The 22,998-nt window shown below is 60.1% G+C and carries 23 protein-coding genes and 1 pseudogene; 9 read left to right on the top strand and 15 right to left on the bottom strand.

Going from position 1 to position 22,998, the window contains the following annotated elements:
• Positions 1-467: pseudogene (locus CIW50_RS29910) on the top strand (hypothetical protein); the annotation flags it as partial.
• A 477-nt stretch (positions 468-944) separates the two neighbouring features.
• Here CIW50_RS29910 and cbbX read toward each other — a convergent pair.
• The 11 genes from cbbX to xoxF5 form a co-directional block, all read right to left on the bottom strand.
• A complete protein-coding gene (gene cbbX / locus CIW50_RS25175) occupies positions 945-1,859 on the bottom strand; it encodes a CbbX protein (RefSeq protein WP_149534042.1) in 915 nt (304 codons plus the stop codon).
• Positions 1,860-1,864: 5 nt separating this feature from the next.
• Positions 1,865-2,290, bottom strand: a complete 426-nt coding sequence (locus CIW50_RS25180; RefSeq protein WP_149533909.1) for a ribulose bisphosphate carboxylase small subunit — start codon at positions 2,288-2,290, stop codon at positions 1,865-1,867.
• A gap of 11 nt (positions 2,291-2,301) precedes the next feature.
• Positions 2,302-3,765, bottom strand: a complete 1,464-nt coding sequence (locus tag CIW50_RS25185) for a form I ribulose bisphosphate carboxylase large subunit (RefSeq protein WP_149533910.1) — start codon at positions 3,763-3,765, stop codon at positions 2,302-2,304.
• A 49-nt stretch (positions 3,766-3,814) separates the two neighbouring features.
• Entirely contained in the window at positions 3,815-4,900 is a 1,086-nt protein-coding gene (gene fba / locus CIW50_RS25190) for a class II fructose-bisphosphate aldolase (RefSeq protein WP_149533911.1), read from the bottom strand.
• 34 nt (positions 4,901-4,934) lie between these two features.
• Positions 4,935-6,971, bottom strand: a complete 2,037-nt coding sequence (gene tkt / locus CIW50_RS25195; RefSeq protein WP_149533912.1) for a transketolase — start codon at positions 6,969-6,971, stop codon at positions 4,935-4,937.
• Positions 6,968-7,843 (bottom strand): phosphoribulokinase, encoded by an 876-nt coding sequence (locus CIW50_RS25200; protein WP_149533913.1) that lies wholly within the window; start codon positions 7,841-7,843, stop codon positions 6,968-6,970. Before CIW50_RS25200 ends, tkt begins: the two co-directional genes overlap by 4 nt.
• 17 nt (positions 7,844-7,860) lie before the next feature.
• Positions 7,861-8,898, bottom strand: a complete 1,038-nt coding sequence (locus CIW50_RS25205; RefSeq protein WP_149533914.1) for a class 1 fructose-bisphosphatase — start codon at positions 8,896-8,898, stop codon at positions 7,861-7,863.
• Positions 8,899-9,679: 781 nt separating this feature from the next.
• Positions 9,680-10,243 carry an S-(hydroxymethyl)glutathione synthase gene (gene gfa / locus CIW50_RS25210; protein WP_149533915.1) on the bottom strand — a complete coding sequence of 188 codons (564 nt, stop codon included), beginning with the start codon at positions 10,241-10,243 and terminating at the stop codon, positions 9,680-9,682.
• A 76-nt stretch (positions 10,244-10,319) separates the two neighbouring features.
• Complete coding sequence (locus CIW50_RS25215; RefSeq protein WP_149533916.1) at positions 10,320-11,429, bottom strand: S-(hydroxymethyl)glutathione dehydrogenase/class III alcohol dehydrogenase; 1,110 nt, start codon at positions 11,427-11,429, stop codon at positions 10,320-10,322.
• Positions 11,430-11,486: 57 nt separating this feature from the next.
• Entirely contained in the window at positions 11,487-11,966 is a 480-nt protein-coding gene (locus CIW50_RS25220; RefSeq protein ID WP_149534043.1) for a c-type cytochrome, methanol metabolism-related, read from the bottom strand.
• Between the two features lie 116 nt (positions 11,967-12,082).
• Positions 12,083-13,888, bottom strand: coding sequence for a lanthanide-dependent methanol dehydrogenase XoxF5 (xoxF5, locus tag CIW50_RS25225; RefSeq protein ID WP_149533917.1), 1,806 nt, complete (start codon positions 13,886-13,888; stop codon positions 12,083-12,085).
• Between the two features lie 447 nt (positions 13,889-14,335).
• On the opposite strand from xoxF5, the gene CIW50_RS25230 reads away from it, so the two are divergent.
• Entirely contained in the window at positions 14,336-15,313 is a 978-nt protein-coding gene (locus CIW50_RS25230; RefSeq protein ID WP_172980463.1) for a helix-turn-helix domain-containing protein, read from the top strand.
• A gap of 122 nt (positions 15,314-15,435) precedes the next feature.
• Positions 15,436-15,516, top strand: a complete 81-nt coding sequence (gene pqqA / locus CIW50_RS25235; protein WP_081421972.1) for a pyrroloquinoline quinone precursor peptide PqqA — start codon at positions 15,436-15,438, stop codon at positions 15,514-15,516.
• A gap of 87 nt (positions 15,517-15,603) precedes the next feature.
• Here the strand turns inward: pqqA and CIW50_RS25240 are convergent, their stop codons facing one another.
• On the bottom strand, positions 15,604-15,912 hold the full coding sequence (locus tag CIW50_RS25240; RefSeq protein WP_149533919.1) for an EthD family reductase: 309 nt from the start codon (positions 15,910-15,912) through the stop codon (positions 15,604-15,606).
• Between the two features lie 176 nt (positions 15,913-16,088).
• Here CIW50_RS25240 and CIW50_RS25245 point away from each other — a divergent pair, with 176 nt between their 5' ends.
• Positions 16,089-16,955: a DUF6662 family protein gene (locus CIW50_RS25245; protein WP_246664459.1), complete on the top strand. Its 867-nt coding sequence runs from the start codon at positions 16,089-16,091 to the stop codon at positions 16,953-16,955.
• 79 nt (positions 16,956-17,034) lie between these two features.
• A complete protein-coding gene (locus CIW50_RS25250) occupies positions 17,035-17,271 on the top strand; it encodes a hypothetical protein (protein WP_149533920.1) in 237 nt (78 codons plus the stop codon).
• 17 nt (positions 17,272-17,288) lie between these two features.
• On the opposite strand, the gene CIW50_RS25255 is transcribed toward CIW50_RS25250, so the two are convergent.
• Complete coding sequence (locus tag CIW50_RS25255) at positions 17,289-17,624, bottom strand: hypothetical protein (RefSeq protein ID WP_502707540.1); 336 nt, start codon at positions 17,622-17,624, stop codon at positions 17,289-17,291.
• 124 nt (positions 17,625-17,748) lie between these two features.
• On the opposite strand from CIW50_RS25255, the gene CIW50_RS25260 reads away from it, so the two are divergent.
• Entirely contained in the window at positions 17,749-18,090 is a 342-nt protein-coding gene (locus CIW50_RS25260; protein WP_149533921.1) for a hypothetical protein, read from the top strand.
• Between the two features lie 34 nt (positions 18,091-18,124).
• On the opposite strand, the gene CIW50_RS25265 is transcribed toward CIW50_RS25260, so the two are convergent.
• Entirely contained in the window at positions 18,125-18,955 is an 831-nt protein-coding gene (locus tag CIW50_RS25265; protein ID WP_149533922.1) for a quinoprotein dehydrogenase-associated SoxYZ-like carrier, read from the bottom strand.
• A 55-nt stretch (positions 18,956-19,010) separates the two neighbouring features.
• Positions 19,011-19,937, bottom strand: coding sequence for a quinoprotein relay system zinc metallohydrolase 2 (locus CIW50_RS25270; RefSeq protein ID WP_149533923.1), 927 nt, complete (start codon positions 19,935-19,937; stop codon positions 19,011-19,013).
• Between the two features lie 155 nt (positions 19,938-20,092).
• Here CIW50_RS25270 and CIW50_RS25275 point away from each other — a divergent pair, with 155 nt between their 5' ends.
• The 3 genes from CIW50_RS25275 (at position 20,093) to CIW50_RS25285 (ending at position 22,966) form a co-directional block, all read left to right on the top strand.
• The gene (locus tag CIW50_RS25275; protein WP_149533924.1) at positions 20,093-20,992 is read left to right on the top strand and encodes a substrate-binding domain-containing protein; all 900 of its coding nucleotides are present in this window, start codon (positions 20,093-20,095) and stop codon (positions 20,990-20,992) included.
• Positions 20,993-20,994: 2 nt separating this feature from the next.
• Complete coding sequence (locus tag CIW50_RS25280; RefSeq protein WP_149533925.1) at positions 20,995-21,549, top strand: PQQ-dependent catabolism-associated CXXCW motif protein; 555 nt, start codon at positions 20,995-20,997, stop codon at positions 21,547-21,549.
• 64 nt (positions 21,550-21,613) lie between these two features.
• Positions 21,614-22,966, top strand: coding sequence for a serine hydrolase domain-containing protein (locus CIW50_RS25285; RefSeq protein WP_149533926.1), 1,353 nt, complete (start codon positions 21,614-21,616; stop codon positions 22,964-22,966).
• Positions 22,967-22,998 lie beyond the last annotated feature (32 nt).

A 22,998-nucleotide genomic window follows, 5' to 3' on the forward strand; every position in this document is an offset into this window, starting at 1 on the left:
GCCAAAGGCGCGTGCGTATCCCCATCAAGGCCACGGCCCGCGAGCCGATCAACAGGCCGGATACATATCAGCGACTTCCGCTATCTAAGCATAATCTCACTTGCGATCAGCAGCCGGTCCATACATTTGCGCCAAAGGCTACCATCTGGCTGTTCCGGCACGATTATGTACCAGGTTCACGTGCACGAAACGCAACAGGCTCCGGCCATGCAGGACGGCGGCGCCAATGTTTCATCGGTTTGGCTGTGGTCCTGCAACGATGCAATGTCATCGTCGTGTTTGCCGCCCTAAGATTTGGTTCGGCGAGCGCATGGCCCGACCCGGCCGTGACTGCCGTGATGGCCTTCATCTTTCTCACTTCATCCATGCAGATACTTCAGCAGGCTTGGTTCGAGTATTTCCAACAGAGAGTTTCAGCAAGTGCCGCAGCCAGCCCTCGGATGGAGAACTGCTTTTGTCTTCCCTGATCCTTATGGTTGCCTTTAATTCGAAATGAATTCCCTTCGAGGCACAGGGAATTCGACGATTTTCGTCCTTAATCCGCAGAATGGGACGGGTCGAAGACGTGCACCGGCGTCGAGAATTGCAAATTCCCTGTAAAATTCCCTGTTTGCAGGGAATTGGCACGGAGACAGGCGCGAACAACACTCCCGCCCCAGCCAGGCAGTGCCGCAGACCTATAAGCTGCCCCTTTTTCTGAAAACCCGCTATTGGCGGGCTTTCTTGCAGTCCGGAAACGTCTCTTGGCGGTGTAATTTGCCTCAATGCCGGCGAACTCCCGAAAGTCTTCGGAAAATACCTTTGAAATTCCCATTTTCGGGAGACTTTCGTCGGCGACCGGTTCGATCTCCACCGAATGGACGGGCTCGGGGTAGGTTTGGCTGGCGTCTCTATTTCACAATAGGGCGAATTGGGGCTACTGGCTGACTGCTGCGCGGGCGCCATTACCCGCCAGAACCACTCGAGAACACCCGGCTCGCGAGCACATCCGAAGCCTCCAGTGACATGATGTCGTCGGCGCTCAGCACGCGGTCGAGATCGGCAACAAGCCGGTTGGCCTGACGCAGCCGCATGCGGTCGAGCGCGTTGCGGATCGAACGGGCGTTGGAGAACAGCGGCTGGGTCTTGCGCAGCGCGATGTAGCGGACGAACGCCGCGCGCGCATCGGCGCTGAATTTGTAGTTCATATCCCCGAGCATCAATTCGGAAATGGCGAGCAACTCGTCGTCGGCATAATCGGGGAAATCGATGTGGTGGGCGATACGCGAGCGGAAGCCGGGATTGCTGCCGAAGAACTTGTCCATGCGGTCGCCATAGCCGGCGAGGATCACCACCAGATCCTCCCGCTGCGATTCCATCACCTGCAGCAGGATCTCGATCGCCTCCTGGCCGTAGTCGCGCTCGTTATCAGGCCGATGCAGGTAATAGGCCTCGTCGATGAACAACACGCCGCCCATCGCCTTCTTCAGGATCTCCTTCGTCTTCGGCGCGGTGTGGCCGATATACTGCCCGACCAGTTCGTCGCGTGTCACCGACACCACCTGCCCTCGCCGCACGAAACCCAGTTTATGCAGGATGCTGGCGATGCGCAGCGCCACCGTCGTCTTGCCGGTGCCGGGATTGCCGGTGAACGACATGTGCAGCGTCGGGTTGCCCGACGCCAGGTCCATGCGTTTGCGAATGCGCTCGATCAGCAGCAGCGAAGCAATCTCGCGAATCCGCGTTTTCACCGGCTTCAGCCCGATCAATTCACGATCGAGCTGATCGAGCACCTCGCCGATGCCGACCTCGTCGAACTCACGGCGCAGATCGACCAGCGTCGCCGGCGGCGCAGCGCCGGAGCTATCGACCGCGGTCAGCGTATTCACGACGCACCATAGCGCTGGCCTTCGGGTCGGTCGACGGCATAGGATTTGGTCGTATAGCGGATGTTGCGGCCTTCCACCTCATGCCGCTCGAGCCGGAAGCCGGGCTCTTCCTTCGGACGGTTGACGATGAAGGACAGCCGCACCGATTCCCAGCCATGGCTGGAGTCGAACGCCGATAGCCGGATGTAACTGTTACCGTAGACCTTGCGGCATTCGGTCAATTCCATCAGCACACCGGCGGCATCGCGCAGATCGAACATCGGCAGCCCCCACATTTCCCAGAAACTGTTGCGAGGATGCGGATCGTCGGTGAATTCGATGTTCACGGCCCAGCCATTGGCGAGGCAATACTGCACCTGTTTTGAAATCTGTTCATCGGTGAGATCGGGCAGGAACGAGAAGCAGCCTTGAGTGATGCGCATGATAGTCCTCCTTACAGCGAGACGCTGGGGGTGGGGGCGTAGTCGGGCATGTCAGTGGATTCGTAGTTGAAGGTGACGTTCTTCCACGTTTCCAACGCCGCCTTCAGCGGCGTGCAGGTCATCGCCGCCTTGGCAAGAATCTCCTCGCCTTCATGCAGGTAGTCGCGGCCCTCGTTGCGAGCGAGGATCATCGCCTCCAACGCCACGCGGTTGGCGGTGGCGCCGGCCTGGATGCCCATCGGATGACCGATGGTGCCGCCGCCGAACTGCAGGATGACGTCTTCGCCAAGGTGATCGAGCAACTGATGCATCTGGCCGGCATGGATACCGCCCGATGCGACCGGCATCACCTTGTTGAGGCTGGCCCAGTTCTGCTCGAAGAACACGCCGTGTTCGAGCTGCACCGGATTGTAGTCTTCGCGGCAGATGTCGTAATAGCCGCGCGTCGTCGCCGGATCGCCTTCGAGCTTGCCGACGACTGTGCCGGCATGGATGTGATCGACGCCGGCGAGCCGCATCCATTTGGCGATGACGCGGAACGAGACGCCGTGATTGCGTTGCCGCGTATAGGTCGAATGCCCTGCGCGGTGCAGATGCAGGATCATGTCGTTCCTACGCGCCCATTTCGCCATCGACTGGATTGCAGTGTAGCCGATCACGAGGTCGATCATGATGATGACGGAGCCGAGCTGCTTGGCGAATTCGGCGCGCTCGTACATGTCCTCCATGGTGCCGGCGGTGACGTTGAGATATGTGCCCTTGATCTCGCCGGACGCCGCCTGCGCCTTGTTGACCGCCTCCATGCAATAGAGAAAGCGCTCGCGCCAATGCATGAAGGGTTGCGAGTTGATATTTTCGTCGTCCTTGGTGAAGTCGAGCCCGCCCTTCAGCGCCTCGTAGACGACGCGGCCGTAGTTACGACCGGACAGACCAAGCTTCGGCTTCACAGTCGCGCCGAGCAGTGGGCGGCCGAACTTGTCCATCCGCTCTCGTTCGACCACGATGCCGGTGGCCGGGCCCTGGAACGTCTTCACATAAGCGACCGGAAGCCGCATGTCTTCCAGCCGCAAGGCCTTCAGCGGCTTGAAGCCGAACACGTTGCCGATGATCGAGGCCGACAGGTTGGCGATCGAGCCGTTCTCGAACAGGTCGAGATCGTAGGCAATATAGGCAAAGTACTGGCCTGGCGAATTCGGCACCGGATCGACACGAAAACACTTGGCCCGGTATTTTTCAGCGGCCGTGAGGCGGTCAGTCCACACCACAGTCCAGGTCGCGGTCGAGGATTCGCCGGCAACCGCTGCCGAGGCCTCGATCGGATCGACGCCGTCCTGCGGCGTCACCCGGAACAATGCGATGATGTCGGTGTCCTTGGGGACATAATCGGGCTCCCAATAACCCATCTTCTTGTATTCCATGACGCCGGACTTGTAGCGGTCCTTGCCGCGGATCGTTATCGAAGCATGTTCATTCATGGTGGCCTCCTCGTTTGGACCCGGCGTCACCGGATGGAATAAGGTCTGTTCACTCGGCAGCTTGTGCGATGTTGCCGATCTTCGGGTCGAGCGCGCCGCTGCGATAGCGCTTCGCCATTTCGGCCAGCGGAATCACCCTGATCTTTGCGGCGTGACCCGCGGTGCCAAATTGTTCGAAGCGTTCGCGGCAGAGGTCGCGCATCGCGTCCATCGCCGGTTTCAGGAATTTCCGCGGATCGAATTCACCTCTGGTTTGCACGCCGACCTTCCGGAAGGCGGAGGTCATCGCGAGGCGGCAGTCGGTATCGATATTGACCTTGCGGACGCCGTGTTTGATGCCGCGCACGATTTCCTCGACCGGCACGCCCCAGGTCTGCGGCATCTCGCCACCGAATTGATTGAAGATGTCCTGCAGTGGCTGCGGCACCGATGACGAGCCGTGCATTACGAGATGCGTATTTGGTAGCCGACGGTGAATTTCCTCGACGACCGTCATGGCGAGAATGTCGCCGTCCGGCTTGCGCGAGAACTTGTAGGCGCCGTGCGAAGTCCCCATCGCGATCGCCAGCGCATCGACCTTTGTGGCCCGGACGAAGTCGACGGCCTGATCCGGATCGGTGAGCAACTGGTCGTGGCTGACCTTGCCCTCGACGCCGTGGCCGTCCTCCTGCTCGCCGCCGCCATGCTCCAATGAACCGAGTACGCCGAGTTCGCCTTCGACGGATGCGCCGATCCAGTGCGCGATATCGACCACGCGACGCGTGATGTCGACATTGTAATCGTAGTCAGCAGCAGTCCTGGCGTCGGCCTTCAGCGAGCCGTCCATCATCACCGAGGTAAAGCCGTACTGTAGCGCAGTGGCGCAGGTGGACTCTTCGTTGCCGTGGTCCTGGTGCAGGCATAACGGAATATGCGGATACATCTCCTCCAGTGCATCGATCATCCTCGCCAGCATGATGTCGTTGGCGTAGGAGCGCGCGCCGCGCGAAGCCTGGATGATAACCGGTGCGTCGACCTCGGCGGCGGCCTCCATGATCGCCAGGCCCTGCTCCATGTTGTTGATGTTGAAGGCCGGCACGCCGTAACCATGTTCGGCAGCGTGATCGAGCAGTTGCCTCAGTGTAATGCGTGCCATGGGTCCTCCATTTCGTTGTTTTGTCCCGAACAACTCATTCGACGGCGGCGATGCGCGAGCGGGCGATGCAGCGCATCGCCGCCGTTGCAACCGCCGCAGCGGTGATACCGAATTCGCGATATAGATCGTCCGCAGGCGCCGAGGCCCCGAATCCGGTCATGCCGACGAACTCACCACCGTCGCCGAGCCAGCGCGCCCAATCGCCCTCGATCGCGGCCTCGACACCGACGCGCGGAGCGCTGCCGAGAATTGCGGCCCGATACGCGCTTGGCTGTTGCCGGAACAAATCGAAACACGGCGCTGACACCACCGCGGCGCGAATGCCGTCGTCGGCGAGCAGTCTTGCCGCGACCAGTGCGATCGACACTTCGGAACCGGCTGCAACCAGGGTGACGTCGCGGCCGCCTTCCGGCTCGATGACGACATAGGCACCGCGCGCGACCCGGTTGGTGGAATCGATGCCGCCGCGGAACACAGGGAGCGCCTGGCGCGACAGGCAGAGCACCGACGGCGCATGCGGCGTCCGCAACGCGCAATCCCAGGCCTCGGCGGTCTCGACGGCGTCGCCGGGGCGAAACACCAGCAAGTTCGGAATCGCGCGCAGCGAAGCCAGATGCTCGACCGGCTGATGGGTCGGGCCGTCTTCGCCAAGCCCGATCGAGTCATGCGTCATCACGTGAATGACGCGGATGCCCATCAACGCGGCCAGCCGGATCGCGGGGCGGCTGTAATCGGCAAAGCACAGGAATGTGCCGCCATAGGGAATGAAGCCGCCATGCAAGGCGACGCCGTTCATTGCCGCCGCCATGGCGTGCTCGCGCACGCCATAATGGACGTAGCTGCCGTCGAAGGCATCGTGCTGGACCGGCGTCTGCATCCTGGCGCGCGTGAGGTTCGAATGGGTGAGGTCAGCCGATCCGCCGAGTAGATTCGGCAAGACATCGGCAATGACATCGATGACGAGTTGCGAGGCCTGCCGGGTGGCGATCTTCGGCCGCTCCTGCAAGAAATGCGCGCGAATCTTGGCCAGCGTATCGTCGTATCCGCCGGAAAGCTGACCCTTCAGCGCGGCCTGAAAGTAGTCCCGCACAGCGCCGTCGAGACGCGCAACGCGCCCCGCCCATTCCGCATGCGCTGTCTGTCCGCGCGCGCCGACCGCGCGCCATTGTCGCGCCACCGCATCGGGAACGTGGAAGGGTGCGTGCGGCCAGTGCAGCGCGTTGCGCGTCTTCGCGATCTCGTCCGCGCCCAGCGGCGCGCCATGGGCCTTCTCGCTGCCTTGCCGATTCGGTGCGCCGAAGCCGATCACGGTGCGGCATGCGATCAGCGACGGGCGGTCGTTGTCGCGCGCCTGTGCAATGGCCGCGGCCACCGCCTCGGGATCATGGCCGTTGACGCGGGCGGCCGACCATCCCGATGCCGTGAAGCGCGCGAGTTGATCATCCGAACACGACAGCGAGGTCGCGCCGTCGATCGAGATCTGGTTGTCGTCGAACAGCACGATCAGACGATTGAGCCGCAGATGTCCCGCAAGCGAGATCGCCTCGTGGCTGAGGCCCTCCATCAAGCAGCCGTCACCGGCGATCACGTAAGTGTAGTGATCAACGAGACCGTCGCCGAAGCGGGCATTCATCAGGCGTTCGGCCAAGGCCATGCCGACCGCCGTGGCGATACCCTGGCCGAGCGGGCCGGTGGTCGTCTCGACGCCCGCGGTGTGGCCGTATTCAGGATGGCCGGGTGTCTTCGAGCCCCATTGCCGGAACGACTGCAACTGATCGAGTGTCACCTCCGCCGATCCGGTCAGATGCAGTAGCGCGTAGAGCAGCATCGAGCCGTGGCCGGCGGACAGGATAAAGCGGTCGCGGTCTGGCCAAGACGGATCGGCGGCATCGAATTTAAGGAAGCGTGAGAACAGCACCGTCGCCGCATCGGCCATACCCATCGGCATGCCGGGATGACCCGACTTCGCCTTTTCCACCGCATCGATCGCGAGAAAGCGAATCGCATTCGCCATATCCGCGTGCGGAACGGTCGCTTGATCCATCTGGGGAGCGGGACTCTGAATATTCATGCCGTGCGCCTTTTGCGTTCCATCAATTGCAGGATCAGCGGGGTGAGGATGAGCTGCATCGCCAGATCCAGCTTCGAGCCGTGGATCACGATCGAGTTGGCGCGCGACATGAAGCTGTTGGGGATCATCGACAGCAGATAGGGGAAATCGATGCCGCGCGGATTCTTCAACCGGATCACCACCATCGATTCATCCGGCGTCGGGATCCACCGCGCGATAAAAGGGTTCGAGGTGTCGACCGTTGGCACACGCTGGAAGTTGATGTCGGTCTCGGCAAATTGTGGGCAGATGTAGTTCACATAGTCCGGCATCCGCCGCAGGATGGTGTCGGTGACGGCTTCCTGCGTGTAACCGCGATCCTTGCGGTCGCGATGCAGCTTCTGGATCCACTCCAGATTGATGACGGGAACGACGCCGACCTTGAGGTCGGCATGCTGGGCGATGTTGACCTTGTCGGTCACCACAGCGCCATGCAGGCCTTCGTAAAATAGCAGGTCGGACTTTTCCGGCAGCGGGCCCCATTCGGTAAAGGTCCCCGGCGCCGCCCCGTATAATTTGGCTTCGTCCTCGTCGTGCACATAATGACGGACGGTGCCGGTGCCGGACTCGCCGTAGTCGCGGAAGACTTTCTCCAGCTCCTCGAACAGGTTGGTTTCCGGGCTGAAGTGGCTGAAGTGCTTGTTGCCCTTCTCGCCTTCCTCCAGCATCTTCGTGCGCATTTCGACGCGGTCGTAGCGATGAAACGCATCGCCCTCGATATAGGCGGCAGCGACCTTCTCGCGACGGAAAATGTTCTCGAACGTCTTTTTCACCGAGGTGGTGCCGGCGCCCGACGAACCCGTGATCGATATGATGGGATAGCTGCGCGACATTTTTCTCTGTCCCCGGTTCAGCGAAACAGGCCACGCCGCGCAAACAGCGGCGCGTCGCTATTGTCGAACATCGGTTCGATCCCTTCGTGAATGGCGGCGACGTCGCGAACGCCACCCATCGAGCCCATGATCAGCGGCACGCGCTGGTGCGGCGTTCGGGCCGCGAGTTCGAGGATGCGGCGACGGCCGGTGGTTGCGGAGCCTCCGGCCCACTCCATGACCAACGCCATCGGGTGTGCTTCGTATAAAAGGCGCAGGCGCCCTTCACGGTATCCGGGGCGCGCGTCAGCCGGATAAAGGAACACACCGCCGCGAACGAGAATGCGAAGCGACTCGGCGACCAGCGAGCCGATCCAGCGCATGTTGAAATCGGCGCCGCCATTACCACCAGTACCGGCCAGGCATTCGTCGATATAGGTCCGCACCGGACCGTGCCAGTGCCGCCGGTTCGACGCATTGATGGCGAATTCCGGCGTATTGGGCGCAATCCTGACGCCTTGTGCGACAAGCAGGAATTCACGCGCGCAGCGGTCGAGAATGAAGATGTCGACACGCCCGCTATGCGCCAGCACCAGCGTGGTCTGGGGACCGTAGACCACGAAGCCCGCGGCGCATTGGGCCGTGCCGGGCTCGAAGAAGGTGGAGACCACATCGTTGCCGCGCGGACGAATCGAGAAGATCGTTCCGACCGAAATGTTGTTCTCAAGATTGGCGGAGCCATCCAGCGGATCGATCGCGACACAGAGCGGCGCAGCGATGTCGAGAATTTCGGGCAATTCTCCCTCTTCGGAGAGAATGGCGGCGACGGGTGTCACGACCAGCGCGCGACGCATCATCCTGTCCGCGACAAGATCGATGTCCTTCTGTGCATCGCCGTCGGAATTCACGCCGCTGAGACGACCGGTGATGCCGGCCAGCGGGCCGTCGGCAATGAGGTCGGCAAGGTCGATGGACGCACCGGCGATTGCCTCGATCACAGCGGCAACCGCGGCCCGGTTCGGCATCTCTGCCGCCGCGCGATTAAGATGCGAACGCAGCGTCACGCGTTCATCCATGGCCGTTCCCTCGTTGCTGCCCTCTGCGGGGCTATTTCAAAGCGTCGTGCCGTTCGGCCCTCCGCACCCCAACAACATCCCAGCCGGACGAATTAGTAAAATTTTCTTATCTTTGGTCGCGGCAAAGTTTTCCTTATAGAAAGGGCGACAGTGGCGAGCCGATTTCTGCAGGAATTGCCCTTCTCCATTTGCGCGCTCGCCGCGATCGCTCTGTCACGGCTGCGGCCAAAAAGTGCATCCGACGCAGCCCGCGGTCACGCTGGACATGCGCAATCTGCAGACCCTGGCAGGGCCTGCCACTGATTTAGCGCAGCAGCGACGGCATGCTCCTGACCGCGCCTGGCGCGAGATGCCAGTCGCTTTCCAAAGGGATCGAAGCCGCGATCCCGTACTACAAAACATCGCTGGAAATGATGATGGGCAAGGCCGCCGGCCGCATCTCGATCGGCGCCGTCAGCACCTCGAAAAATTTTGTGAAGCTCTCTCGCCGGTTGCTACCGTCGGAGGCGAGTTGTGTAGCATGGCACGCTGCTAGACCGGCGGGACATCAGCACACGGTGCATGGTGAGGGCGAAGGCGCATGCCTACCCTTACGGGCTACCCTTCTTCGACAGTCGATTCTGTGAGTATCGCGACCAAGCAGCGGGCCGATCGGAACGAGGCCGACGCGCGGTTGTTCGGGTGCCCCACCAAGTCGAAGCACCCCTTGCAGAAGGAGATCTACGGACCAGCGCCGGTGGCGACATGTCGCCACCGGCAGATGCTCATATGCTATGTTGAATCAGGCCGCTTTGGCCGTTGCCACGTGATTGGCGAGAACATCCATCAGCGCGGGCGAAAGGCAATCATAAGGTTCGAGTCCGAGTTCCCTCAGGCGCGACCGTATTGCGGGCATCTCGCTCGGCTTCACGCCGGATTCAATCACCGACGAGACGAAGGCGGCGAAGCCCGGTGCGGCCGACCCGGTTTCTTCGAACAATTCAGGATGTATGAAGTCGAGGCCGTAAAACGCATGTCCCTTGTTCTCGATGCGGCCGAACATGTGTGTGCCGCAGCCGGTACAGGCGTGGCGCTGGATGGTGGCAGCCTGATCGACGATGCGTAACTTGTCGCCGTTCTGCAGTACGGTGACATTTTCACGCGGGACCACCGCGACGACAGAGAACGTCGCGCCGCTTGGCTTCCAGCACTTGGTGCAGCCGCAGGCATGATTATGAGCCACGTCGCCTTTGACGCCTACCTTGACCGGCTTGTCGCTGCATTTGCAGACGAGCGTTCCGCCGGCAAAATGGCCTGAACCTTGTCTGACACCGCCGTCAACGGACGGGTGGATATGAACAGTCATCAGTCTATCCTCCTTGTATGATGCGTCACTTGTGTGAAGCATTTTTGTATTGGCACTCTGGTGTTGCGGCCTGCATTCAGAACACGACGACCGATCTGATCGATTTTCCTTCGTGCATCAGATCGAATCCCCTGTTGATCTCTTCCAGCTTGAGGACATGCGTAATCATCGGATCGATCTCGATCTTTCCGTTCATGTACCAGTCGACGATCTTGGGCACGTCGGTACGACCGCGCGCGCCACCGAAGGCTGTGCCTTTCCAGACCCGGCCGGTGACGAGCTGAAATGGCCGGGTCGCGATCTCTTTCCCGGACTCCGCGACGCCAATGACAACGGAGACGCCCCAGCCGCGATGGCAGGCTTCGAGTGCCTGTCGCATGACCGTGGTATTGCCGGTGCAGTCGAAGGTGAAGTCGGCGCCGCCATCGGTCAGCGAGACCAGATGCTGGACGATATCGCCATCAACCTTCTTCGGATTGACGAAATGCGTCATGCCGAAGCGGCGGCCCCATTCTTCCTTGTCGTCATTGAGATCGACGCCAATGATCTTATCGGCGCCGACCATGCGCGCGCCCTGAATGACGTTGAGGCCAATCCCGCCCAGACCAAACACGACGACATTGGAGCCCGGCGTAACCTTTGCCGTATTGACCACAGCGCCGACGCCGGTGGTGACACCGCAGCCGATATAGCAGCTCTTGTCGAACGGCGCGTCTTCGCGAATCTTCGCGACGGCAATTTCAGGGAGCACCGTGAAGTTAGAGAATGTCGAGCAGCCCATGTAGTGATAAATCGGCTTGCCCTGATAGCTGAAGCGTGACGTGCCGTCGGGCATCACGCCCTTGCCTTGGGTGGCGCGGATCGCGGTGCAGAGATTGGTCTTCTGGCTCAGGCAGCTTTTGCATTGCCGGCATTCCGGCGTGTAGAGCGGGATAACGTGATCGCCGGGCTTGACCGAGATGACGCCGGGACCGACCTCACGCACGATGCCTGCGCCCTCATGACCAAGAATGGAAGGAAAGATGCCTTCGCTGTCAAAACCGTCGAGCGTATAGGCATCGGTGTGGCAGATTCCGGTCGCCTTGACCTCGACCAGAACTTCGCCGGCCTTCGGCCCTTCGAGATCGACCTCGACGATCTCCAGAGGCTTCTTTGCTTCGAAAGCGACTGCGGCGCGGGTCTTCATTCTCAACTCCCCTTGTCATCTGGACTGCAGGTCATCATGTCGCTTGAGCTCGCATTGTCAGGGTTTCCCCATGCAGGCGCTCTCAGCCTGGGTATAGGCCGCTGGCTTATCCTCGCGTTTGCCGGGACGCACGCGGCCAACCGCATCATTGGCACGGGCACGCAGGTAGACGTAGAGGTCGTCCATGTAGCAGGCGACATTGGTGTTATCGCCGAACGCCGGCATGACATTCTCCTGCGACGAACTGACGTTCTTGCGGCCGCTGGCGACCACACCGAGGAAGTCGCCATAGCTCATCGTCTTGAGCGAATCTTTCAGTGCCGGTGCATAGGTCGAGCCCATGCCGTCCGGGCCGTGACAAACGTGGCATTCCGAGTGATAGCGGCGGTAACCGGAATATGTGTACCAATCGACGGTGCCATCGGCTGATACCTTGAAGGTGGGATTGCCATCCTTGTCGAAATACTTGCCGTCTTCGGATTTGACGGCTGTGGGATCGCCAACGTCCTCGGCGAAGGTAACACTTCCAGAGGCCATGAAAGCGATCACGGCAATGACAGACCAAATGTGACGCAAGAGCTTATCCTCGGCATGCTATTTCAGAAAAGACCGGCGCATGGACGAAGCCATGCGCCGGTGACTGATGCGTCAGTTCACTGTGGGAGTGCAAAGACCGTCAGCGCGCCGCCGAGTGCGGTATAGCTGGTCAGGGCCGCGTAACCACCGACGGCACCGAGACCGGCAGTCGGATCCGTCAGACCCGCTGCGAGACCGATACCGGCCCAGCCGCCGACGCCTGACAGGACGGCGATATACTGCCGGCCATTGTTTTCGTAAGTGGTGACGTTGCCGATGATGCCGGACGGAGTCTTGAACTTGTAGAGTTCCTTACCCGTCTTGGCATCGACCGCCTTCAGGTAGCCTTCCAGCGTCCCGTAGAACACCACGCCGCCGGCAGTGGCGAGGGCGCCTGACCAGACCGAGAACTGTTCCTTGTTGGACCAGACGATCTTGCCGGTCTTGTTATCCCAGGCGATGAAGTTGCCCATGTGGGTTTCGCCCGGAGGTGGGTACATCGACAGCGTCGCACCCACATAAGGCTGACCGGCGGTGTAGTTCACCTTGAACGGCTCATAGTCCATGCACACGTGGTTGGTCGGCACATAGAACAGCTGGGTGTCCGGAGAATAGGCCCCGGGTTGCTGATCCTTGGTGCCGAGTGCCGCCGGGCAGACGCCCTTGGTATTGACGTCTTCACCTTGCTTCTCGGTGGAATACTGATCAACCACCTTCGGGCGGCCATAGGTCGGCGACGACTTGTTCATGTCGACACCGGTGGTCCAGTTCACCTTCGGATCGTACTTTTCGGCGACCAGCAATTCGCCGGTGACACGATCCATGGTGTAAGCGAGGCCGTTACGATCGAAATGCGTCAGCAGCTTGCGGTTTTGGCCGTTCATCTGCTGATCGCTGAGGATCATTTCATTGACGCCGTCATAGTCCCATTCGTCATGTGGCGTCATCTGATAGACCCACTTGGCCATGCCTGTATCGGCATCGCGCGCGAAGATGGTCATCGACCACTTGTTGTCGCCGGGACGCTGCTTCGGATTCCAGGTCGAGGGATTGCCCGAACCGTAATAGACGAGATTCAGTTCAGGATCGTAGGAGGTCCACCCCCAGGTGCAGCCGCCGCCGATTTTCCACTGATCGCCCTGCCAGGTCTTCAGGCTGGAATCCTTGCCGACCGGCTTGCCCAGCGCCATGGTCTTCTCCGGATCCACCATGATCTGGTCGTCCGGTCCTTCCGAGAAGGCGCGCCAAGCGAGTTTGCCTGTCTTCAGGTCATAGGCGGTCATGTGGCACTGGACGCCGAATTCGCCGCCCGAGATGCCGATCAGGACCTTATCCTTGACCACGAGTGGAGACGACGTGCCCGTCGCACCTTTGCCGGGGTCACCGTTCTTCACGGTCCAGACTTCCTTTCCGGTCTTGGCGTCGAGCGCGACCAGCGTGGTATCGGCCTGGTGTAGGAAGATCTTGCCGTCCGCATAGGCAACGCCCCGATTGACGGTGTCGCAGCACATCACTGGAATGACGTTCGGATCCTGCTTCGGCTCATACTTCCAGACGATCTTGTTGTCCTGCGACAGGTCCATCGCATAGACCTTGTTCGGGAACGGCGTATGCACATACATCATGTTGCCGATGATCAACGGGCCGCCTTCGTGGCCGCGCAGAACACCGGTAGAGAAGGTCCACGCCACCTGCAGCTTGCCGACATTAGCCGCTGTGATCTGGTTCAGCTTCGAATAGCGCGTATTGGCATAGTCGCCCGCTGGCATCACCCAGTCTTTCGGGTTCTGCGCCATCTTTGTCAGTTCATCATTGGCGATGGCAACGCCTGCGGCAGAGGCCGCCATTGTGCCAAGACAGGTCGCAAGCAGCACCTTACGCATCGTGATGTCCTCCCAGACATAATGCCGGGTCTCGTCGAGCGGCCCAGCTTCATTTTGGTATCTATGAGTAGCAAGATCCGCTGCTGCATACTTGCCCAAGAGCGAAGCAGGCTTGCTCGACAGAGAACCTGTGCAAGATAATTTTCTCGCGCGGGAACAAGAGATCTGAACGGGATCTGGAAAGCCGGCGCCTTTCGCACTGCACACGGATCGCCGCACCGCGACCAGGGGCTGATGTTTCGCTTGACGGGGCTGGTATCAAGTCAGAGGATTGACAAGGAGAAGTGAGTTACTCTGATCACGATTCACGAATTGCGGGCTGTGCCGTTGCATATTGTGTCGCACATTTTTCTGTATGTGCTTCGTTCGATATGTGCTTCGTTCTGTAAGTATAGTTCCATCTCGTGACCAATTGTTACGTGATGGTCTTTCATCGGTGAATTGTTCATGCCCGATACGCTTAGTTCTCTCAGCACATCCGGATTGACGCCGACAAGGCAAATCCAGGTTTGGTCAGATGCCCTGACCGATCTGTGCGGTCGATTTGATATCGATCCGCTGGAAGCGTCCACATTCGACGGGCTGATCAACTGCACATCGGTTTCGCGGCTGAAATTATGTCAGATCGAGGCGAGTCAGCATCGAATCGGCCACGCAGCCCCGCGAATTCGGCAAAGCGACCATCCATACGTGAAGATTTTGTTTCAAACTTATGGCATCTCGCACTTCGAACAGGACAGCCGCCGGATCGATATCGGGCCCGGGGATTGCCTCGTTTATGATGTGTCGTGCCCGCATACCATCGTCAGCCCGGCCTTTACACGCCATGACGTCGTGATCGTACCGAAGGAACTGCTGCATGAGCGCGGCCTCGGCGCAGGAAACATCGCCGCCTGTAAGCTCTCGGCCCGCACCGGCACCGGACGCATCGCGCACGATTTCGTACAGGCCGCTTTCAGCGAATCGACCAGACTATCGCCAAACAATGCCGCCGGCGTCGCGGATTCGCTGATTGATCTCTTGCTGTTACCACTGCGGGAAGTCGACATGACGCTTGATCGCGTCGGCCCGGAAGCCATGTATGTCCGTGCGCAGGGTTTCATTCGGGAACATCTACGTGACCCCGAGCTCAGCATCGATCAGATTTCGGCTGCACTGCATTGCACCAAACGTTATCTGCATATGCTGTTCAGCGATCGCGGGATCACCGTGAGCGACTATATCTGGCAGGCGCGACTTCAGAATTGCCGGCAGGAACTGGAGGCACAGAACGGAAAGACGATCACGGACGTCGCGTTTTCCTGGGGATTCTCAAGTTCCTCACACTTCAGTCGCGTGTTCCGGAAATATTTTGGCGTCGTTCCATCTGCGATTCACAGAGCGCATCACGGCCATCAGCGGCCTGCTCTGACCGAGGAAGTATAGTTGCGCTCCGGTTGCCTGCGCGCATTTGCGCGGCGCAGCCTTGAGGAGTTGTATTGAAAGACATCGCCTCACTGCTTATCGTCACACGGCGCGATCACCGCGCAAACTCTGAGGAGACCAAGATGAGCTGGAAGACTCCGAAGATCGTGGAAGTGCAGGTCGGCATGGAAATCAACATGTACGCCTGCGCGGCCCGTAAGTGACAGATTGATCATCTTGATCGATCTCTCCCGGCTCACAGACTGCGGTTTGTGAGCCGGGCAGAGGCCGCTGAACGCGCGTTGCGGCTGTCAAGCGTCCTTCGTATCGAAAATCAGCAGATCTGCGCCGCCATCCGCAAAATTCGCGAGGTCGCCTGCTGCAGCCTGCCCTTCCGGTGAGGCGAGACCCAGCTTGAGCGCAGCAACCGTCTCGAAATCCAGCGCTGCAACAAGATGAATATCGCTGGCACCTGTTGGCGTTCCGACATCACCAGAACTGATATCGTAGTGCTTGAGCCCTGGAATCTTCTTCGCGAGCGGGATGTGAACGGATTGATAGTGCTTGTTGAATGCTTCGGGATTCTTGGGTGTTTTATAAAGAACCAGAAGTCTCGCCATTGATCCTTCCCTGAATGCGGAGCTATTGGCGCTCGCCGCGACGCATAGCAACTGATCCGAATGAAATGTTCAAGCAAATCGCGAACATCGCCTTCGCGGCTGGGCCAATTTCGGCTAGGCTCGCGCAGTGTGTTATCTCTGTATACGTCTCTCTTCGATGACAGGATTGGATACAGGTGCAGCGTGGCGTCAGGATAGTCTACGCGGCGGTTCTTGCATTCAGCACGCTGGCCGTGCCGCGCGCACAGGCCGGTGATATCGATACCGAGCATATTTTCGGCTTCATGATCGGCAGCGACGTCGGCCGAGTGGGCGAACGGGAATTCCAGAGCGAAACGACCGGGCGGTTCGGGAAATCCGGCGGTCGCTACCGCGCGGGCGAGCAGGAATTCGAACTGGAATTCGTTCCCGCCAAGGACATTCGCATCGAGATAGGGAGCAGTTTCTCGGCCCATCGGATCGTCGGCGTTCCCGGGCTCGCCGATCAGCGCTCGCTCGGCTGGCAGGGAGCATCGCTGGACTTTCGCTACAGATTTCTTGATCGCGAGACGGCCCCTATCGGCATGACGCTCGCGATCGATACGCAGTTCAACAGGATCGACGAAACGAGCGCAGCGCGGGTCAGGAGCTACGGCACAGGGCTGACGCTGGCCTTCGATCGCGAGATCGTCCCTGACGTCGCTGTTGCGGCGCTCAATCTGATCTATCAGCCGGAATGGACGCGCTATGCCGATACCGGAGCGCGGGAACGCGAGGCGAGCATCGGAGCGGCGCTCGGCGTCATGATGCAGGTGCGTCCCGGCATCCTCCTCGGAGGCGAGGCGCGTTATATGCGCCGATATGAAGGAATCGGCCTTGGCGAACTGGCCGGTCAGGCGCTGTTCGTCGGGCCAACGGCCTATTTCCAGCTTTCCGAACGATCACGGCTGACTGCAAGCTGGAGCACCCAATTATGGGGGCGCTCGGAGGTGCCGGGATCGACGCTGGATCTGGTCAGTTTCGAACGTCACCAGGCCCGCCTGGTTTATGGGATCAATTTTTAGCGCAGGGACCGCCGAAACTTCGCCATGCCGGGCACGTATTTGAGATGTTATCGTCCGGTAAACGATCAGGGATGCCGACATGAATATGATCAATCTGGTCCTGACAGTCTGCGCGGTGATGTCGCCAAACACCTGCGAAGAGCGGAATCTGTCGTTTACGGCGGACTTTTCACTGCATCAATGCGCCATGGCGGCGCCGCCCTACATCGCCCAGTGGGTCGGCGAACATCCGAAATGGACCGCGGTGAAGTGGCGCTGCGAATATCCGCATGCTCATGACAAGGCTGACGCGGCGCAGGGAACAACATCCGGCTAATCAAAGGCGACCCGGCGCTATTTGTTGCAGTCCTGCAGGTCCTTGTCCGCAATCGAGAATACAGCATCGGCCTTGATCTCGATATTCCTGACCACGCACTGCCGTGCCTCGGCATAGCTGACCTTGGCGTCGTAACTGCCGGGCTCTATCCCAGTGATGCGCAGCCGCTCATCGTGATCGACTTCCTTGTCCTTGTCCGCCAACGTCAGATTGGCGCTCCATTGCTGCTTTCCAGCCGGGGATAGCTGGAACCCAATAATGGTCGACGTCGTCAGGTTCCAGAGCCGGATGCCCTTCCCGGCTTTGCCCTGCGCATGAGCGTGGCTTGCCATGAGCAGCAATATAAGAGCCATCGATAGAGATATGCGTGACATGTCCCCTCCGCATCTGTTCGGCTTATTGAGCCGCTTCGTTTTACTAGTATAGTTCGCCGATCGTCTTCGCCAGCTTTGCGAGGCTCTCGTGGGATCCGATCGAATGACAGGATATCTCGTCACGTTTGCGGCCGTTGCCGTTTTGTCGGGGTCGGCAAGAGCCGCGGAGGTCAATGACTATCCGACCTCCGCGCGCGCCGAATATGTCTTCGGCTGCATGAAGGCGAATGGCGAGACCCGGCAATCGATCGAGCAATGCTCGTGCTCGATCGATGTCGTGGCGTCGCTGGTGCCCTATACCCGCTATATCACGGCGGAAACGGCACTAAGTATGTCACAGGTGCGCGGCAATTTGAGCGCCCAGTTCCGAACATCGGAGCAGGCTACCAGCGCCATCAATGACGTCAGGCGCGCTCAGGCCGAGGCCGAAGTGCGCTGCTTCTAACGGCTATCGTCTGCCGGTTGCATGATGCGCTGCATTACATGCCGGAGCCATCGACCTTCCACTCATGACTAAATTGATGTCCATCGGTGTCCTTGGCCTCGGCACGGAACGTCTTTGCGCCATTTGAGACGTATGTGAATCGAATATTCGGGTCTTCGGAGATCGAGATACCGCCCTCCACCGACAAGACCGGGCTGTCGTCCTGCCATAGCTGGAGCCGATCGACATAAAGAGCCGGGATATACAGTTGCGAGACCTGATCCATCTGCAGGCCGGAATTATTGGGGTGACCGACCATGACCTGCGCCTCGCGCGTGCTGCTACTTCCCTCGTTTTGAGGTCTGGCAAACTGCCTGTAGCGCATCTGGCCCAAGCGGTTCTTGGCCTCTTCGGCATTCTTCGCCGCCGGTGCAGAGCAGCCACCGGATGCCTTCACATAGGTTTGCACCACATGGAGTTTGCCGTCACTGGTCTCCGCGACAGCATGGACGTTGGTATAATTGTTGATCCGGACACGGGTTGAAATCTCCGAGACATTTGCGTCTGCCCCGAGCTTGAACTTCGCCGCCATGGGCGCCGGATTCTGGTCGATCACCAGTGTGATCGACACCACCCTCGAGCGCGCATCCGATGTCAGCTTGAGGCGCAACGTCACCGGCACGATGGCGGCATCCTCCGCGCGTGTCGGCATTTCAAGCGCAATCAGGTTGCTGCCGTCATCCATCGCTCGGCTGTCGAAAATGTCCTGCACCAGCCCCGGCCATGGATCGTAGGGCTCCGGACCGGCCGCGGAAACAGAATGCAGACTGAGTACGGCGCTCAGCAGGATGGCGGCATAGACGCTGCGGAGTGCAAATCCCGGCATGGTACGGCCCTCGCAAGGGAAGAAGCGACGCGCTTGATACTAACCTAACCGGCAGTCATTCCCATTCAAATTGTGAGTATGCTGCAGTTGCGTTGCGGGCATTGTAGTCGTCGAACAGCTCCCACTTGTCGCGCTCTGCCGCTGCCGCATGTTCCGCCGCGGCCGCGATCGGCCTGCCGTCGGTGACGTCGCTGCGGATGTCGGATGCCAGCGTTTCGAGGTAACGGCGCTCGGCGGCAAGGGCTTGTGGCCACGCGCTCACCGGACCGTGGCCGGGAACGACGCGGTTGGCGGGCAGTGCCGCGAGATCGTCCAGCAGCTTGAGCCATGCCTGGATGCTGCCATCGAGCACCGGAATATGGCGGAGAAAAACCAGATCTCCAGCGAACAACGTCTTCGTCACCGTGTCGAATACCGTGACATCACTATCGCTATGGGCGGTGGGCCAGGCTTTCACGACAAGCGTGCGCCCGCCAAGATCGAGGACGAGTTCTCCATCGACGAGCCGGGTTGGCGGTACGATACGAACGTCGTCGATCAGTGCGTCGCCCATGCTGCGCCTGAATGCGTCGACATAATACTGCCCGCGTACTGCTAATGCCTGCGGCAGCCTGACATGACCGACGAACTCGGTTCCTTCGGCAACGAAGGCAGCGTTGCCGAACATATGGTCGGGATGGCCATGGGTGTTGATGACGTAGCGAATGGGCTTGTCTGTATGTGCGCGAATGGCGGCCAGTAGTTGCCGCCCTTCCCGCACGCTGCCGCCGGTGTCGATCACCGCAACCGCCTGCTCGCCGATCACGACGCCGATATTGGCGATGGCGCCGTCATTGTCCGACGACATCAAGGCGATGCGTCCCTGATGCATGAAGACGCCTGGTGCGACTTCACCGATCGCCAAGGTCTGCTGTTGCGCGTGGGCAGATGCGAGCATTGCCAGCATGATGAGCGCTGCATGCATCGCAAGGCGAGATGTCATTTGCATCTCCATATCACCCCGGAGAAGCAGCGATCCTGCAATCACCCGGAAAGTGCGGCGCAACATCGGAAGCGCCCCTTTGCATCTTGCACGCTTAAAACGAGAGGCCTAGGTTTTTGTCGTGTCACCCATCAAATGTGAATGGCAAGTAGCGCATGCAGCACCGAGCGGAACGATCCGGACCATGTCGCGCACTACTCACGTCGCTCTTCGCAAGTGCACTGTTGCTGGATGGCATATGCACCGCACTTGGCCAGACTGCTGCTCCCGCCGATGATCTCTCGATCGAACTGGTCGATCCGCAGGTACTGCGCGTCTGCGCCGATCCGCGCAACATGCCGTTCTCGAATGAGAAGGGCGAGGGTCTGGAGAACAAGCTCGCCGAGCTGTTCGCAGCCAAACTGCAGAAGAAGCTCGATTACGTCTATTTTCCGCAGGCGACGGGCTTCGTTCGCATGACACTCGGCGCGCATCGTTGCGATGTCATCATGGGCTTCCCGCAGGGCGACGACCTCGTCCAGGGGACCAATCCCTATTACCGGACGGCCTATGCGCTGGTGTCGAAGACCGGCGCCGGTCTCGATGACGTCACGACGCTGGATGACGCCAGGTTGAAGAGCAAGCATATCGGCATCGTGGCGGGGACGCCGCCGGCCACCAATATGGCGGTCAACGGCCTGATGGTGAATGCGAAGCCCTATCCGTTGGTGATCGATACCCGCGTCGATTCATCGGCACTGGCCATGATCAAGGATCTCACATCCGGCGATATCGACGCTGCGATCCTGTGGGGGCCTATGGCGGGCTTCTATGCCAAGAACGCCAATCCTCCGCTTCATGTCACGCCGCTGGTCAAGGAAACCACGGGGCCCCGCCTCGTCTATCGCATCGGCATGGGCGTGCGCTCCGCGGATCAGAACTGGAAGCGGCAGCTCAACCGGCTGATCCAGGAAAACCAGCCGGCCATCAACAAGGTCCTGCTCGATTTCGGTGTTCCCATTCTCGATGAGAACAATCGTCCGATCGGGCCGGAGGCGGCGGCCAAGTCGCCGTGACCATGCGTGACGCCGTCCTTCTCGCGATGGCACTGGTGATGGTCACGACGGCCCGGGCCCAGGATATTGTGGCCGAGCCGGATGACTATCGCACCGACAATTATCGCGCGCCGGTGCCTGCGACCCTGAAAGGCGCGCGCGTTCTCACCACCAGCGAGGCCGAGACAATCTGGCGGGACAAACGTGGCACTTTCATTGATGTCATGCCGCGTCCGCCGAAGCCGGCCAATCTGCCGCCGGAAACAGTCTGGCGCGACAAGCCGCGGCACAACATTCCGGGCAGCCTGTGGCTACCCGACACCGGCTACGGCAGGCTGGCCACCCAGACCGAGGCCTATCTGCAAGACGGTCTCGCGCGCGCATCGGCCGGCAACCGTGCTGCGCTTCTGGTGATCTACTGTCAGGCGAATTGCTGGATGTCCTGGAATGCAGCGAAGCGCGCGCTGTCCTATGGCTACAGTAATGTCGTCTGGTATCCGGAAGGCACCGACGGTTGGGAGCTGGAGGATCTACCGCTGGCGGACGCTCAGCCTGAACCGCGGTCGCCGGCAAATTAGGCCGTGCTTGGAACCATCTTCCGCGCCATAGTAAAAGACTCCCCTTGGCTGAGATTAAGACATCATGCATTGGGCACTCAGGCTTTTCGGTTTCGTCGTCGGTGTTTTGGCCTTGGCGATATTGGGGCTCGGCGGTTGGATCGTCATCGCCCGTCAAGACGAATTACAGCTCGCCTCCGCTGCTGCGGCGAAGACCATCTGCTCGAACGTATTCATGGCCAAGCGCGAAGCGGATGCGATCTTGCGTACCGACCTGCTGGCCCTCGGACATTCGATCTTCCGCCTCATGAAAATCGACGTCAGCGCCGTCGAGCAGAGCGTCGATGCCAGTCTTTTCGGTCTTTTCGCCAAACGTCACGCCCAATATGTCGAAGGACGGGGCTGCACCAACGTCTTGAACGACCAATCTTGGGACCGCCCTGCCGCACTGCGACTCCCGCCAACCAAAGACGCCGACATGCTCTGGCCGACCGGCGAGAAGGTGCAATTATCCGACAACCAACGTTTGCAGGCGGCGGTGAACGATCCGGTTTTGCAAGGTCCGGGCATGCGCGCCATCGTTGTCGTACACAGCGGGCGCATCGTCGCCGAAACCTATGGCCAAGGTTTCACCGCTTCAACACCCTTGCTGGGTTGGTCGATGACCAAGAGCGTCACGGCGGCCCTGGTCGGCCTGGCCATCAGGGACGGCAAGCTTTCGCTCGATCAGAAACATCTGTTTCCGCAATGGGCGGACGCCCGCTCGGACATCTCGGTCGCCGATCTGATGGCCATGTCTGGTGGACTGGAATGGAACGAAGATCAGGGGCGTCACACCGACGCGGGGCGCATGGAGTATCAGGTGAGGGATGCGGCGGCTTTCGCGCGGGACCGCGCGCTCGTCGCCTCACCGGGAACGACATTCCACTATTCCGGCGGCGATTCCGTCTTGCTGACGCGCCTCTGGCAGAACGCGATTGGCGAGGCGGCTCTGTCTTATCCGCGCGAGCGGCTGTTCAACCCTTTGGGCATGAATAGCGCCGTTATCGAAGCCGATGAGGCCGGCACGTTTCTCGGCGAAGGCTTCCTCTACGCCAACGCGCACGATTGGGCGCGCTTCGGCGAGTTTTTGCGATTGGGCGGGGAATGGAACGGCCAACAGCTTCTACCGGCGGGCTTTGTCGACTATATGCGCTCACCTTTCCCGGCGTCCGATGAGGGCCAAGGCCCCGTCTATGGTCGTGGACAGCTTTGGTTGGCCCGGGGCCAAGGATTCGATCTCCCCGCCGACACGTTTATGTTGCAAGGCCACCTCCGTCAGGTGATCGCGATCATTCCCTCGCGCAAATTGGTAATCTTGCGCATGGGATTAACGCGTGAAGATATTGGCTTTAGCAACGCGAAGCTGCTGCATGCCATCGTCGCCGCCGGCTTTTGAAGCTTGTTGGAGATATGAGTCCACGCCCTGGC

This window comes from Tardiphaga sp. P9-11 (assembly GCF_008329525.1).
Taxonomy (GTDB): Bacteria; Pseudomonadota; Alphaproteobacteria; order Rhizobiales; family Xanthobacteraceae; genus Tardiphaga.

Bases quoted from the DNA above. Each gene is read 5' to 3' on its own strand.
- CIW50_RS25180 (WP_149533909.1), bottom strand. From the start codon at position 2,290: ATGCGCATCACTCAAGGCTGCTTCTCGTTCCTGCCCGATCTCACCGAT.
- CIW50_RS25185 (WP_149533910.1), bottom strand. From the start codon at position 3,765: ATGAATGAACATGCTTCGATAACGATCCGCGGCAAGGACCGCTACAAG.
- fba (WP_149533911.1), bottom strand. From the start codon at position 4,900: ATGGCACGCATTACACTGAGGCAACTGCTCGATCACGCTGCCGAACAT.
- tkt (WP_149533912.1), bottom strand. From the start codon at position 6,971: ATGAATATTCAGAGTCCCGCTCCCCAGATGGATCAAGCGACCGTTCCG.
- CIW50_RS25200 (WP_149533913.1), bottom strand. From the start codon at position 7,843: ATGTCGCGCAGCTATCCCATCATATCGATCACGGGTTCGTCGGGCGCC.
- CIW50_RS25205 (WP_149533914.1), bottom strand. From the start codon at position 8,898: ATGGATGAACGCGTGACGCTGCGTTCGCATCTTAATCGCGCGGCGGCA.
- gfa (WP_149533915.1), bottom strand. From the start codon at position 10,243: ATGACTGTTCATATCCACCCGTCCGTTGACGGCGGTGTCAGACAAGGT.
- CIW50_RS25215 (WP_149533916.1), bottom strand. From the start codon at position 11,429: ATGAAGACCCGCGCCGCAGTCGCTTTCGAAGCAAAGAAGCCTCTGGAG.
- CIW50_RS25220 (WP_149534043.1), bottom strand. From the start codon at position 11,966: ATGGCCTCTGGAAGTGTTACCTTCGCCGAGGACGTTGGCGATCCCACA.
- xoxF5 (WP_149533917.1), bottom strand. From the start codon at position 13,888: ATGCGTAAGGTGCTGCTTGCGACCTGTCTTGGCACAATGGCGGCCTCT.
- CIW50_RS25230 (WP_172980463.1), top strand. From the start codon at position 14,336: ATGCCCGATACGCTTAGTTCTCTCAGCACATCCGGATTGACGCCGACA.
- pqqA (WP_081421972.1), top strand. From the start codon at position 15,436: ATGAGCTGGAAGACTCCGAAGATCGTGGAAGTGCAGGTCGGCATGGAA.
- CIW50_RS25240 (WP_149533919.1), bottom strand. From the start codon at position 15,912: ATGGCGAGACTTCTGGTTCTTTATAAAACACCCAAGAATCCCGAAGCA.
- CIW50_RS25250 (WP_149533920.1), top strand. From the start codon at position 17,035: ATGAATATGATCAATCTGGTCCTGACAGTCTGCGCGGTGATGTCGCCA.
- CIW50_RS25255 (WP_502707540.1), bottom strand. From the start codon at position 17,624: ATGGCTCTTATATTGCTGCTCATGGCAAGCCACGCTCATGCGCAGGGC.
- CIW50_RS25260 (WP_149533921.1), top strand. From the start codon at position 17,749: ATGACAGGATATCTCGTCACGTTTGCGGCCGTTGCCGTTTTGTCGGGG.
- CIW50_RS25265 (WP_149533922.1), bottom strand. From the start codon at position 18,955: ATGCCGGGATTTGCACTCCGCAGCGTCTATGCCGCCATCCTGCTGAGC.
- CIW50_RS25270 (WP_149533923.1), bottom strand. From the start codon at position 19,937: ATGACATCTCGCCTTGCGATGCATGCAGCGCTCATCATGCTGGCAATG.
- CIW50_RS25275 (WP_149533924.1), top strand. From the start codon at position 20,093: ATGCAGCACCGAGCGGAACGATCCGGACCATGTCGCGCACTACTCACG.
- CIW50_RS25280 (WP_149533925.1), top strand. From the start codon at position 20,995: ATGCGTGACGCCGTCCTTCTCGCGATGGCACTGGTGATGGTCACGACG.
- CIW50_RS25285 (WP_149533926.1), top strand. From the start codon at position 21,614: ATGCATTGGGCACTCAGGCTTTTCGGTTTCGTCGTCGGTGTTTTGGCC.